At 61.9% G+C, this 13,657-nt stretch carries 12 protein-coding genes; 10 read left to right on the forward strand and 2 right to left on the reverse strand.

Annotation, left to right across the window (positions count from 1 at the left end; translation table 11 throughout):
* Positions 1 to 28 precede the first annotated feature (28 nt).
* Entirely contained in the window at positions 29 to 670 is a 642-nt protein-coding gene (gene coq7, locus ACYVOC_RS05135) for a 2-polyprenyl-3-methyl-6-methoxy-1,4-benzoquinone monooxygenase (protein ID WP_461161177.1), read from the reverse strand.
* Positions 671 to 964: 294 nt separating this feature from the next.
* Here coq7 and ACYVOC_RS05140 point away from each other — a divergent pair, with 294 nt between their 5' ends.
* From ACYVOC_RS05140 to ACYVOC_RS05180, 9 genes are all read left to right on the forward strand, one after another.
* On the forward strand, positions 965 to 1,903 hold the full coding sequence (locus ACYVOC_RS05140) for a porin (RefSeq protein ID WP_116002816.1): 939 nt from the start codon (positions 965 to 967) through the stop codon (positions 1,901 to 1,903).
* Between the two features lie 412 nt (positions 1,904 to 2,315).
* Entirely contained in the window at positions 2,316 to 3,896 is a 1,581-nt protein-coding gene (locus tag ACYVOC_RS05145) for an ABC transporter substrate-binding protein (protein ID WP_116002818.1), read from the forward strand.
* Positions 3,897 to 4,016: 120 nt separating this feature from the next.
* The gene (locus ACYVOC_RS05150) at positions 4,017 to 4,997 is read left to right on the forward strand and encodes an ABC transporter permease (protein WP_116002820.1); all 981 of its coding nucleotides are present in this window, start codon (positions 4,017 to 4,019) and stop codon (positions 4,995 to 4,997) included.
* A 1-nt stretch (position 4,998) separates the two neighbouring features.
* Positions 4,999 to 6,219, forward strand: coding sequence for a M20 aminoacylase family protein (locus ACYVOC_RS05155; protein ID WP_116002821.1), 1,221 nt, complete (start codon positions 4,999 to 5,001; stop codon positions 6,217 to 6,219).
* A gap of 34 nt (positions 6,220 to 6,253) precedes the next feature.
* Positions 6,254 to 7,834 carry an ABC transporter substrate-binding protein gene (locus ACYVOC_RS05160; protein WP_461161073.1) on the forward strand — a complete coding sequence of 527 codons (1,581 nt, stop codon included), beginning with the start codon at positions 6,254 to 6,256 and terminating at the stop codon, positions 7,832 to 7,834.
* Between the two features lie 91 nt (positions 7,835 to 7,925).
* Positions 7,926 to 8,837, forward strand: a complete 912-nt coding sequence (locus ACYVOC_RS05165; protein ID WP_116002823.1) for an ABC transporter permease — start codon at positions 7,926 to 7,928, stop codon at positions 8,835 to 8,837.
* 172 nt (positions 8,838 to 9,009) lie between these two features.
* Positions 9,010 to 9,990: an ABC transporter ATP-binding protein gene (locus ACYVOC_RS05170; protein WP_116002824.1), complete on the forward strand. Its 981-nt coding sequence runs from the start codon at positions 9,010 to 9,012 to the stop codon at positions 9,988 to 9,990.
* Positions 9,987 to 11,003 (forward strand): ABC transporter ATP-binding protein, encoded by a 1,017-nt coding sequence (locus ACYVOC_RS05175; RefSeq protein WP_116002826.1) that lies wholly within the window; start codon positions 9,987 to 9,989, stop codon positions 11,001 to 11,003. The genes ACYVOC_RS05170 and ACYVOC_RS05175 overlap by 4 nt, the downstream gene beginning before the upstream one ends.
* Positions 11,004 to 11,097: 94 nt before the next feature.
* Positions 11,098 to 11,592, forward strand: coding sequence for a YbhB/YbcL family Raf kinase inhibitor-like protein (locus ACYVOC_RS05180; RefSeq protein WP_461161074.1), 495 nt, complete (start codon positions 11,098 to 11,100; stop codon positions 11,590 to 11,592).
* Positions 11,593 to 11,698: 106 nt separating this feature from the next.
* On the opposite strand, the gene ACYVOC_RS05185 is transcribed toward ACYVOC_RS05180, so the two are convergent.
* Positions 11,699 to 12,544, reverse strand: coding sequence for a MurR/RpiR family transcriptional regulator (locus tag ACYVOC_RS05185; protein ID WP_116002830.1), 846 nt, complete (start codon positions 12,542 to 12,544; stop codon positions 11,699 to 11,701).
* Between the two features lie 126 nt (positions 12,545 to 12,670).
* Here ACYVOC_RS05185 and tal point away from each other — a divergent pair, with 126 nt between their 5' ends.
* The gene (gene tal, locus ACYVOC_RS05190) at positions 12,671 to 13,618 is read left to right on the forward strand and encodes a transaldolase (protein ID WP_461161075.1); all 948 of its coding nucleotides are present in this window, start codon (positions 12,671 to 12,673) and stop codon (positions 13,616 to 13,618) included.
* Positions 13,619 to 13,657: the final 39 nt, after the last annotated feature.

Here is a 13,657-nt window from a genome sequence, read left to right on the forward strand (position 1 = left end):
GGCATCGCAGGCGGTGCTGGGACGGGCGTCAGAGGTGGTGGGCGGTCGTCGTCATGACCCGCGCCGCAGCGCGCATGAGCGCGCGCACCGGGCGGGGCAGTTCCATTGCGCCTGAGGCCCGCGCTTGCGCTGCGTGGCGCTCCTCGTCGGCCTTCATGCGGGCCACCACGGCCCGGGAGGGCCGGTCGTCGTCCGGCAGGCGCTGCAGATGGCTGCTTAGATGGGCGGACACCTGGTTCTCGGTTTCCACCACGAAACCCAGGCTGACGCGATCGCTCCAGCCTGCGGCTACCGTGCCGAGCGCAAAGGCGCCTGCGTACCACAGCGGGTTGAGCAGGCTCGGACGGGCGCCCAGGGCGTCGAGACGTGCGCGTGTCCAGGCCAGGTGGTCTGTTTCCTCGCGGGCAGCTTCCAGCAGGTGCTCCCGCAGAGGGCCGTCGCGTGTCATGGCGGCTTGTGCCGTGTAAAGGGCCTGTGCGCAGACCTCGCCCACATGGTTGACCCGCATCAAAGCGCCCGACAAGTGCCGATCCGCAGGCCGCAACGCCACCTCTGTCTCCGCATCGGCCGGAGAAGCTTCACTGGCGCGCGGCTTGGCAAACAGGGTGCGCAAGGCCGTATCGGCTGCGCCCAGCCAAGGGTCTAGAGAGTTAAATTTTCGAACAAACAATCGCGCCACAGAATTTTCATTTCGTCACAAAATAGGCAGTGGTGCGGCCCAAGAGCCCACTATCGGATGAGCGTATTCTGCATCCATGCCCGGAGTGTTGCAGTACGACAACGATTTCCGCCTTTGAGGCCGGTTGTGGGTGAATTCCTTTGCGAAACAGGCCGACGTCTGGTGCAATAGCAACAACTTCCCCACCAGGAGGTTGGCCCGGGGAACCGGCGGGACTGTGCAGGTGCAACAACACCCAAGACCCCCCGTACCGGCGCCCTATGTTTAACCTTGGAGTAACTCGCAATGAAAAAATCCCTGATTGCCCTGGCCGTGCTGGCTGCTTCTGGCGTCGCCATGGCTCAATCTTCCGTGACAATGTATGGCGTGGCTGACGTGGGTCTGGTCAAGTCCAATGGTATTTCCGCTCAAATGACTAGCGCTGGCTTGATGAACAACGGTACCAGCCGTTTGGGCGTACGCGGCGTGGAAGACCTGGGTGGCGGTCTGAAGGCTTCGTTCAACTTCGAACAAGGCATTAACCAAGAAGACGGCGCTTTGGCCAATGGCGCTGCTGGCGCTTGGAGCCGTGCTACCTGGGTTGCACTGTCGGGTGGTTTCGGTCGCTTCCAAATGGGCCGTACGCTGAACCCCAGCTTCTTCGGCGTGGCTACCTGGGAACTGACTGGCACGGCCAACTACTCCGCAGCTGGTAACCAGTTCGGTTTCACGGGCCAAGGTCCTCGTACCAACAGCCTGTTCCAGTACAGCACCCCCAACATGGGCGGTTTCAGCTCCACCATCGGCTACATCATGAAGCCCGACAACGGTGGCAATGCCAAGTACGACCTGAACGTGATCTACGCAAACGGCCCTCTGGCTGCTGCTCTGTCGTACAACAAGACCAACACCATGAAGGGCAACATGGCTCTGGGTGCTTCGTATGACTTCGGCATGGCCAAGGTTGCTGGTTCGATCCAGAACAACGGTGGTCCTTCCAAGGGCTTCACCATCGGCGCAACTGTTCCAGTTGGCGCATTTGCTCTGACGCTGGACATCGCTCGTGAAAACGGCACCGGCATGAAGAACACCGACTTCGTTCTGGAAGGCAAGTACGCCATGTCCAAGCGCACCTTTGCTTACGCTGCTTACTACAAGGACGGCGACAACAATGGCGCGCTGCCTGGTGGCTACGCTACCGGCGCCAAGAACCACCTGGGTCTGGGCATTCGCCACAACTTCTAATGGTGTGCTGGCGTAAGCCAGCTTCCATTGGCAGATCAAACCGCCAACCTTCGGGTTGGCGGTTTTTTTTCGTGATCTTGCGAGGTGATCTCCGATAAGAATCAATACACATGTGCTGCCATGGCGTGTTTTTGTATACCAATCAAATGAGATCACTGCATAGCGCGCCACAGCAGCCCATCCAGGAAGTGATTCCATTTCTAAATCATCCGTGTCGTTGTTGCTTCGCCTTGCCGTGCTACAGCACTGTCTGCGGCTTCGCGCCTAGACACGAATGATTTGGAAACAGAATGAGTTGCGTGTTCGGTTTGCGCGATCAAGACCCTGTGCATCTACCCTGATTTAGGGATAACCCATGACCAGTTCAGTGTGGCTTCCGGCATAGTCCCCTTTTTTTGATCAAGAGGGTTGTATGAATCTCAAATTCAATCTGTTGTCGTTGGCGGTTGCTGCAGTTTTGGTGGCGGCACCTGCCGCACAAGCCAAGCCTTTCAAGTGGGCCAGTCAGGGTGAAATTTCTACCTGGGATATTCACTCGCAGAACAACGCGCTGCAAAACGGCCTGCATGCCAACGTGTATGAAAGCCTGGTGTACTACAACAGCAAGACCTTCGATGTAGAGCCTGTACTGGCAACTTCCTGGAAAGAGATCAGTTCCACGCAGATCCGCTTCAACCTGCGCCAGGGGGTGAAGTTCCATGACGGATCAGCTTTCACCGCCGATGACGCCGTGTACTCCATTCAGCGCGCCATGGCGAAGACGTCCAACTTCACGCCGTATGTGCAGGGGATCGACAAGGTGGTCAAGGTGGATGGGCAGACCATTGATGTGCTGCTCAAGTCGCCCAACCCCGTGCTGCTGCGCCAGATGACCGAGTTGCGCATGATGAGCAAGGCCTGGGCCGAGAAGAACAAATCGGTCGAACCTAAGGACATGAAGGCAGCCGACGAAAACTTTGCGCACCGCAATGCCATGGGTACAGGCCCCTACACATTGGAATCCTGGCAGCCGGACCAGCGCATGGTCTTCAAGCGCAACCCGAACTGGTGGGGCAAGATGGACGGCAATGTGACCGAAATCGTCTACACCCCCATCAAGTCGGCGGCCACGCGCGTTGCTGCTTTGCTGTCGGGTGAAGTGGACATGGTGCTCGACCCTACGCCCCAGGATTTGGGCCGTTTGCGTGCCAGCCCGGATTTGAAGGTGGTCGACGGTGTGGAGAACCGCACCATCTTCCTGGGCATGGACCAGTTCCGCGATGAATTGCCAGGCTCGAACATCAAAGGCAAGAATCCGCTGAAGGACGTGCGCGTACGCAAAGCCTTGTACCAGGCGATTGATGCCAACACCATTTCGCGCAACATCATGCGCGGCCTGGGCAAGCCCACGGGCGCGATTGTGGCGCCCCAGGTGGCGGGCTATACCGAAGCCGTGGGCAAGCGCTTCCCTTACGACGTGGAGGCCGCGAAGAAACTGCTGGCCGAAGCGGGGTATGCCGATGGCTTCGAGGTGGACTTTGCCTGCCCGAACAACCGCTACATCAACGACGAGGCCATCTGCCAGGCAGTCACCGCCATGTGGTCGCGTATTGGTGTGAAGGCCAAGCTGCGCACCCTGCCGGTGGCCACCTACTTCCCCATGATCCAGCGCTACGAAGCCAGCATCTACATGCTGGGTTGGGGCGTGCCGACTTTCGACTCGTTGTACAGCCTGCAATCGCTGGTGCGTACCGTGGGTCAGGGCGGCGACGGCAACTACAACGTGGGCCGTTACAGCAACCAGCGCATGGACTACCTGGTCGATCGCATCAAGGCCGAGACTGATGCGCCCGTGCGTGCCCGCATGCTGACCGAGGCGCTGCAATTGTCCAACGACACCGTTTCACACCTTCCGCTGCATGACCAGGTCATTCCCTGGGCCATGAAGAAGAACATCGAGCTGGTGCACCGCGCCGACAACCGCGTGGACATGCGGCTGGTGAAGGTGAACTAAGCCATGCAGGGTGTGCGCACAATTTTGCGCACACCCTGTGGCATGATGATTTTTATTACTCGTCACCGGCCGCCATAAGTGGTCAGGTGGCGCTGTCGAACACACACTCGATTCCTATAGATGCTTGCCTTCATACTGCGCCGCCTGATCCAGGCCGTGATCGTCATGGTTACCGTGGCATTTATCTCCTTCATGCTGTTCCAGTATGTGGGTGACCCTGTCGTATTTTTGCTGGGCCAGGATGCAACGCCGGATCAGATACGGGAGTTGCGCGCAGCCTTGGGGCTGGACAAGTCCTTTTTCGTGCAGTTCGGCCATTTTTTGGTCAACGCCGCACAGGGTGAATTTGGCCTGAGCCTGCGCCAGGGCGCAAAGGTGTCGCGGCTGATTGCCGAGCGCTTTCCGGCGACGCTGGAGCTGTCTTTGGTGGCTGCCTTTCTGGCGCTGGCCATGGGTATTCCCATGGGGGTCTACGCCGCTCTCAAGCGCGGTAGTTTCACCAGCCAGGCATTGATGACCTTGTCGCTGCTGGGCGTGTCGCTACCGACGTTCGTGATCGGTATCCTGCTGATTCTGGTGTTTTCCGTCACGCTGGGCTGGTTTCCCAGCTTTGGTCGGGGCGAGGTCGTGCACATGGGCTGGTGGAGTTCGGGCCTGCTGACCGCCAAGGGCTGGCACCATATCACGCTGCCGGCGATCACGTTGGCGATTTTTCAGCTCACGCTCATCATGCGGCTGGTACGTGCTGAAATGCTGGAGGTGCTGCGCACCGACTACATCAAGTTCGCGCGGGCGCGCGGCCTGTCGGACCGCACCATCCACTTTGGCCATGCACTCAAGAATACCCTGGTGCCGGTGATGACCATCACCGGCCTGCAGCTCGGCGGGTTGATTGCTTTTGCCATCATTACCGAAACCGTTTTCCAGTGGCCGGGCATGGGGCTGTTGTTCATCCAGGCGGTAACCTTTGCCGATATTCCTGTGATGGCAGCCTATCTGTGCCTGATCGCCCTGATTTTTGTGGTCATCAATCTCGTGGTCGATCTACTTTATTTCGCTGTGGACCCACGCCTGCGCGTGGGCAAGGCGGGGGGGCACTGACATGCTGGGTCCGCGTTTGAAGGCTGGTGGGCGAGCCTTTGCCCATATCGCCCAATACCACCCCGAACTGACCGCCCTGCGCCGCGATCTGCACACCCACCCGGAACTGGGTTTCGAAGAGGTGTACACCGGCTCCCGGGTGAAAGAGGCACTCAAGGTTTGCGGCGTGGATGAAATCCATGACGGTATTGGCCGCACCGGCATCGTCGCCGTGGTACGTGGGCGCAGTACTGCCAGTGGCGCCATGGTGGGCCTGCGTGCCGACATGGACGCGCTACCCATGACCGAGCACAACGATTTTTCCTGGAAATCGTGCAAGCAAGGGTTGATGCATGGTTGCGGGCATGACGGCCATACCGCCATGCTGGTGGGCGCTGCGCGCTACCTGGCGGCGACCCGTGACTTCGATGGCACAGCGGTGCTGGTTTTCCAGCCGGGCGAAGAAGGCATGGCTGGTGCGCGCGTGATGATGGAAGACGGCCTGTTCGACCGCTTTCCCGTGCAGTCCATCTACGCCATGCACAACTGGCCCGCGATGAAACCGGGCACGGTGGGCCTGAGCGACGGCGCCATGATGGCGGCGGCCGACCGCATCACCATCCAGATCACAGGGCGGGGCGGACATGGCGCGCATCCCTATCAAACGGTGGATGTGGTGCTGGTGGCGGCGCACCTGATTACGGCGGTGCAGAGCATTGTGTCGCGCAATGTGCGCGCCATCGACAGTGCGGTCGTCAGCCTGTGCGCCGTGCAGGCGGGCGATCTGGGGGCCTTCAGCGTGCTGCCGGGTTCGGCCACGCTGGTGGGTACCGTGCGCACCTTCGACCACGAGGTGCAGGCCTTGGTCGAGCGCCGCCTGCACGAACTGTGCAGCGCGGTGGGGATGGCCTTTGGTGCCACGGTGGCGCTGGACTACCAGCGCATTTACCCTGCCACGATCAACACCGAAGCCGAGGCGCGTTTCGCGGGCGACGTGGCCGAAGCCCTGCTGGGCGCGGAGAACGTGGTGCGTGACCTGGAGCCCAGCATGGGCGCCGAAGACTTTTCGTTCATGCTGCAGACCAAGCCCGGTGCCTACTTGCGCATCGGCCAGGGTATGGGCGCGAGTGGCGCCGTATTGCACAACAGCCGCTATGACTTCAACGACGATATTCTGTCGCTGGGTGCTGCCCTGCACGCCAGCCTGATCGAGCGCGCCATGCCCTTGCCTGCGGCGCAATGATGGTGAATTTTCTTTTTTTACCCAGGAGAACTACATGAAAAAGACGAGACAACTGGTTGCCACAGCCCTGTTCGCTGCCCTGTCGGTGGCCAGCTTGGTGGGCCACGCGCAAACCATCCGGATTGCCAATCAGGGCGATGCCCTCTCCATGGACCCGCACTCGCTCAATGAATCGCTGCAACTGAGCACGACGAGCAATGTCTATGAGCCGCTGGTCGGCCGCAACAAGGATCTGAGCCTGGCGCCAGCGCTTGCCACTGCCTGGAAGCAGACTTCGCCCACGGTGTGGCGCTTCGAATTGCGCAAGGGTGTGCAATTCCATGATGGCACGCCGTTCACTGCGGATGACGTGTTGTTCAGCTTTGCACGCACGCAGATGGAGGGCTCTGACATGAAGAGCTACACCAACGACTTCAAGGAAGTGCGCAAGATCAACGACCACACGGTCGAGATCGAAACCAAGACCCCGTTTCCCATCCTGCCCGACGTGATCTCGCAGGTGTTCATGATGAGCAAGAAGTGGTGCGAGGCCAATAACGCCACCGGCCCGGTCGATCGCCGCAAGGGCATCGAAAACGCGGCGTCTTTCCGCGCCAATGGCACCGGTCCGTTCCGCCTGCGCGAACGCCAGCCCAATGTGCGCACCGTGTTCGTTCGCAATGGCGCTTATTGGGGCCCCATTGAGGGCAACGTGGCTGAAGTGGTCTTTACCCCCATCGGCAGCGCTCCCACGCGCGTGGCGGCCTTGCTGTCGGGTGAAATTGATGTCATGGAACCCATCCCGGTGCAGGACATTGAACGTGTCAACAACAACCCCGGCACGCGGGCCATCACCGGCCCCGAACTGCGTACCATCTTCCTGGGCATGGACCAAAAGCGTGACGAGCTGCTGTACTCCAGCGTCAAGGGCAAGAACCCGTTCAAGGACAAGCGCGTGCGCCAAGCCTTCTACCAGGCCATCGACATCGAAGGTATCAAGAAGACGGTGATGCGCGGTGCTTCCAACCCGTCGGCGCTGATGGTGGGCCCAGGTATCAATGGATTCCAGCCCGACGCCAAACGTCTGCCTTATGACGTGGAAGCCGCCAAAAAACTCATGGCCGAGGCGGGCTACCCCAATGGCTTTGAAGTGTCGATGAATTGCCCGAACGACCGCTACGTGAATGACGACCGCATTTGCCAGACGGTGGCCGCGAACCTGTCACGCATCAACGTCAAGATCAATCTGCAGGCCGAAACCAAGGGCACCTATTTCCCCAAGGTGCTGCGCCGCGACACCAGCTTTTACATGCTGGGCTGGACGCCGACGACCTACGACGCGCACAACGCCCTCAATGCGCTGATGGCCTGCGTGGATGACAAGGGTGCTGGGCAGTTCAACCTGGGCGCGTACTGCAACCCCAAGGTGGACGAGCTGACGAAGAAGATCCAGTCCGAGACCGATGTGACCAAGCGCAATGCCATGATCAAGGAAGCCTTTGATCTGCATTCGGCCGACATCGGCCACCTGCCGCTGCACCAGCAGGCGCTGGCCTGGGGTGTCAGCAAGAAAGTCAAGCTGGTGCAACTGGCCGACAATTTCATGCCCTTCAAGTGGATGAGCATCAGCAAGTAGTTCGCACGCGATCGTAGCGATTGACCCGCAGTTGCAACGCATGGTCGCCATAAGCGCTGTGCGTTGCCGTATGACTCCTGGTATTCACACAATGAAAACAACTCTTGCACGCTGGTTGGACAGCGATGTGGGCTACAGCTTCCGCACATCGCCCGTGGCCATGCTGGCTGCAGCGATCGCGCTGGTCTGCCTGTTCTGCTCGGTCTTTGCCGGCTGGGTGGCCCCACACAACCCCTTTGACCTGGCCACGTTGGAACTGAGCGATGCCCGGCTGCCGCCAGCCTGGAGTGCCGAGGGCACATCCAAGTACCTCCTGGGCACGGATGACCAGGGGCGCGACATTCTCTCGGCGCTGATCTACGGCGCACGCATCTCGCTGATCGTGGGTATCGCTTCGGTGGTTCTGTCTGTGGTGGTGGGTGTGGCGCTCGGGTTGCTGGCAGGGTTTCGCGGCGGCTGGATCGACGCCGTGCTCATGCGCTTGTGCGATGTGATGCTGTCCTTCCCCGCCATCCTGGTAGCCCTGCTGATTGCCGGCGTAGGCCGGGCGCTGTTCCCGCATGCGCACGAATCGCTGGCCTTTGGCGTGCTCATCCTGTCCATTTCGCTCACCGGTTGGGTGCAGTACGCACGCACCGTGCGCGGCTCCACGCTGGTGGAGCGCAACAAGGAATACGTGCAGGCCGCGCGTGTGACCGGGGTTTCCTCCCTGCGCATCATGCGCAAGCATGTGCTGCCCAATGTGATGGGCCCGGTGATGGTGTTGGCCACCATCCAGGTCGCTACGGCCATCATCACCGAGGCCACGCTGTCCTTTCTGGGGGTGGGCGCGCCGCCCACATCGCCCTCGCTGGGCACGCTGATCCGCATTGGCAACGACTACCTGTTCTCGGGCGAGTGGTGGATCACCGTCTTCCCCAGCGCCATGCTGGTGCTGATTGCCCTGTCGGTGAACCTGCTGGGCGACTGGCTGCGCGATGCGCTCAACCCCCGGTTGCGCTGAAGAAATGGAGAACAACCCTCTGAGCGGCTTGCGCCGCATCCCCCTTCTCTCGGCTTCGCCGGGAAGGGGGACACCGCCAGCGCGGCGGGGCGGCCCTTGCGCGGCGGTCGCTGGCCTGGGTCATGCCTATTCAATTGACTGTGTGCAGCGCACAGAACTGTGAATCACTGATATGTCTCTCTTGGAAGTCAAAAACCTCGTGGTCGAGTTTCCGGGCCGTCGCGGTACCCTGCGCGCCCTGGACGATATTTCTTTTTCCATCGCACCCGGCGAAATCCTGGGCGTGGTGGGTGAGTCCGGCGCGGGCAAATCGCTCACGGGTGCGGCCATCATCGGCCTGCTCGAGCCTCCGGGCCGCGTGGCCTCGGGCCAGATTTTGCTGGAGGGCCAGCGCATCGATCATCTGGGGCATGAGGAGATGCGCCACATCCGGGGGCGGCAGATTGGCGCCATTTTTCAGGACCCGCTGACCTCGCTGAACCCGCTCTATACCGTGGGCCGCCAGCTGACCGAAACCATTCTGGCGCACCTGCCGGTCAGCCCGGCCGAGGCGCGCCAGCGGGCCATCCAGCTGCTGCAGGACACGGGTATTCCGGCCGCCGAGCAGCGGGTAGACCATTTTCCGCACCAGTTCTCGGGTGGCATGCGCCAGCGCGTGGTGATTGCCCTGGCGCTGGCGGCCGAGCCCAAGCTGATCGTGGCCGACGAGCCGACGACGGCGCTGGATGTCTCCATCCAGGCGCAGATCATCCAGCTGCTCAAGAACATCTGCAAATCGCGGGGCGCCGCGGTGATGCTGATCACGCACGACATGGGCGTGATTGCCGAAACCTGCGACCGCGTGGCCGTGCTGTATGCCGGGCGCATCGCCGAGATTGGACCGGTGCATGACGTTATCAACCAGCCCTCGCACCCCTACACCAGCGGTCTCATGGCTTCCATTCCCGATATGGAGCAAGACCGCGAGCGCCTGAACCAGATCGACGGAGCCATGCCGCGCCTCAATGCCATTCCTGCCGGGTGCGCCTACCACCCGCGTTGCGCCAGCGCGTTTGACCGCTGCCTGCGTGAGCGCCCCGACCTGATGGAGGCCGGTAGTACCCGCTCGGCCTGCTGGCTGCATGCCCACGCACCGACCGAGGTGGCCGTATGAGCGCCGCAGCACCTGTGCGCGGCAAGGCCCTCGTGCAGGCGCACGATCTGGCCATGACCTTCGACGTATCGGCACCCTGGCTCAACCGCGTGATCGAGCGCAAGCCGCGCACGCTGCTGCACGCGGTCGATGGTGTGGACTTCGAGATCGAAAAAGGCAAAACCCTGGCCCTGGTGGGCGAGTCGGGCTGCGGCAAAAGCACGGTGGCGCGCCTGCTCGTGGGCTTGTACGAGCCCACGCGCGGCGGCCTCACTTTTGATGGCCAGGACGCGCATGCCGCCTTCAAGGGCGCCAATGCCAAGGCCATGCGCCGGCGCATCCAGATGATCTTCCAGGACCCGTACGCCAGCCTGAATCCGCGCTGGCTGGTGGAAGACATCGTGGGCGAGCCGCTCAAGGAGCATGGCCTGATCACCGACAAGGCCGAGCTGAAAGCACGCGTGGGCGAGTTGCTCCAGTCCGTGGGCCTGTCGCCGCTCGACATGGTGAAGTACCCGCACCAGTTTTCGGGCGGGCAGCGCCAGCGCATTTCCATCGCGCGCGCCCTGGCCACCGAGCCCGAGTTTCTGGTGTGCGACGAGCCGACCAGCGCGCTCGACGTGTCGGTGCAGGCCCAGGTGCTCAATATCATGAAAGACCTGCAGCGCGAGCGGCAGCTCACCTACCTGTTCATCAGCCACAACCTCGCCGTGGTGCGCCACGTGAGCGACCAGGTGGGCGTGATGTACCTGGGCCGCCTGGTGGAGCTGGCCGACAAGCACACCCTGTTCGACACCCCGCGCCACCCCTACACGCGCATGCTGCTCGATGCCATCCCCAAGATGCACGACACGGGCAAGGCGCGCACCCCTGTGCAGGGCGAGGTGCCCAATCCGCTCAGCCCGCCGCCGGGCTGTGCCTTCAACCCGCGCTGCCCCCATGCCAACGACCGCTGCCGCAGCGAACGCCCGCAGCTCTTGAACCTGGGCGGCATCCGCATTGCCTGCCATGCGGTGGAAGAAGGCAGGATTTGAATGAATGACTATGAAAAAAATAGCTGCTAGCGCTTGCCAGTAAAGCGCTAGAGGTGTTTTTCTTGTTGATTTTTTACAACCCAGGAGATGGCCCATGACTGCATTCACCCTGACCAGCCCCGACATTGCCAGCGGAGGCACGGTACCGCAGCACTTTGAGTTTGATGGATTTGGTTGCTCGGGCCGCAACGAGTCGCCCGCCCTGCACTGGAGCGGCGCGCCCGAAGGCACCAAGAGCTTTGCGCTGACGGTGTATGACCCCGACGCGCCCAGCGGGTCGGGCTGGTGGCATTGGTTTGTGGTGGACCTTCCGGCGGACACGGTGGCGCTTGCGCCCAACGCCGGTGCCAAGGGCGGCGCCGGGCTGCCCGCAGGGGCGCGCCAGGTGCGCAACGACTACGGCGCCTTTGCCTGGGGCGGCATGTGCCCGCCCCCGGGCGACAAGCCCCACCGCTACATCTTCACCGTGCATGCCCTGGGCGTGGGCCGGCTGGAGATTCCCGACGATGCCTCGGCAGCGCTGGCCGGTTTCATGGTCAATGCCAACAGTCTGGGCAAGGCCACGTTCACATCGACCTACGGGCGTTGATGTCAAAAAAGTGAGCTGCTAGCGCTTGTTGATTGGATGTTTCAGAGTGTTTTTGCTCTGAAATCTTTATTCAATAAACGCTGATAGCTCTATTTTTTGTAGCAAATCAAGTGTAGCGCTTGGCGCGCAGGTTGTCCTTCATCTGCTGCAGGATGGGCTGCAGCGGGCTGCCAATGCGCAGCGCCACGCAGGTCGCCAGCACGTCGATGATGAGCAGGTGCAGCAGGCGCGAGACCATGGGGCTGTAGCGGTCGTAGCCCTCGGGGTGGTCGGCGGCGAGGTGGATGGGGCAGGTGCTGGCCAGGGGCGAGCCGCTGGCCGTGATGGCTATTGTTGTGGCCCCGTTCTTGCGCGCAATGTCGGCAGCGTCCATCAGATCGCGCGTGCGGCCCGAGTTGGAGATGATCACCAGGCAGTCGCCCGGCCCCAGCAGCGTGGCGCTCATCACCTGCATGTGGCCGTCGCTGGTGGCAATGGACGTGACCCCCAGGCGGAAGAATTTATGCTGCGCATCCTGCGCCACGATGCCCGAATTGCCCGCCCCATAGAACTCGATGCGCCGCCCCATCTTCCAGGTGGCGGTAATTGCGTCGGCGGCCCGTTCAATGGCCACCGTGCTGGCGGCATTGCGGTACTGCAGGAAGGCGGCCACGGCGTTGTCCACCACCTTCACCAGCACATCGCTGGTCTTGTCATCGGCGTCTACGCTGCGGTGGATGAAGGGCACGCCCTCGCTCACGCTGCCCGCGAGTTTGAGCTTGAAGTCGGCCAGACCGTCGTAACCCATGCTGCGGCAAAAGCGCACCACCGTCGGTTTGCTCACATGGGCGCGCTCAGCCAGTTCGCGCACGGGCAGGCGGGCAAAGGCGCGCGCATCCTGCAACACGAGGCGCCCCACGCGCTGCTCTGCCGGGGCGAGGGAGGGCAGGGAGGCCGTGATGCGATCGAGCATGGTGTGTGCGGCGGGGTTGGGTGCGGTGGGGCAGAATGTAACGCAGTTTCAGCCCCTGGCGGACGCATACACTCGGGGTTGGGCGCGCCGTCTGTGGGCCCGCCAGACTGACCCATGAGGATTTGCATGAACCAGCTCGACGCACTCAAACAGTTCACGACCGTGGTGGCCGATACCGGCGACTTCAAGCAGCTGGCCCAGTTCCAGCCCCAGGACGCCACCACCAACCCGTCCCTGATCCTCAAGGCGGTGCAAAAGCCAGAATACGCACCGCTGCTCAAGGATACAGTGGCCCGCTGGAAGGACCGCACGATGGATGAGGTGATTGACCGCCTGCTGGTGCGCTTTGGCTGCGAAATCCTGGCCACCATTCCGGGCCGCGTGTCCACCGAGGTGGATGCCCGCCTGAGCTTTGACACCAGCGCCACCATCACGCGGGCCGAGCGCATCATCGAGCTGTACCAGGCCGAAGGCATCCATATCGACCGCGTACTCATCAAGATCGCCGCCACCTGGGAGGGCATAGAGGCGGCACGCAAGCTCGAGAGCAAAGGCATCCACACCAACCTCACATTGTTGTTCTCGTTTGCCCAGGCCGTGGCCTGCGGGCAGGCGCGGGTGCAGCTGATCTCGCCGTTTGTCGGGCGCATTTACGACTGGCACAAGAAACAGGCCGGTGCGCAGTGGGTGGAAGCCGACAGGGCCGGTGCCAACGACCCCGGCGTGCAGTCGGTGCACAAGATTTTCAACCACTACAAGCATTTCGGCATCGCCACCGAGGTGATGGGCGCGAGCTTTCGCAATGTGGGCCAGATCACCGCGCTGGCCGGGTGCGACCTGCTCACCATTGCCCCCGATCTGCTGGCGCAGCTGGCCGCCACAGAGGCACCCCTGCAGCGTGCGCTGGACGCCCAGGCCGCGCGCACCATGGATTTGCCAGCCGTGCAATACGATGAAGCAGGCTTTCGGTACGCCCTCAACGAGGACGCCATGGCGACCGAGAAACTCGCGGAAGGCATCCGTGCCTTCGCGGCTGATGCGGTCAAGCTGGAGCATTTGATCCGGGCCGCTTGACGGCCTCCTCGTTACACTCCGAAACCGCCTTGGCAGTTC

This window comes from Simplicispira piscis (assembly GCF_054783455.1).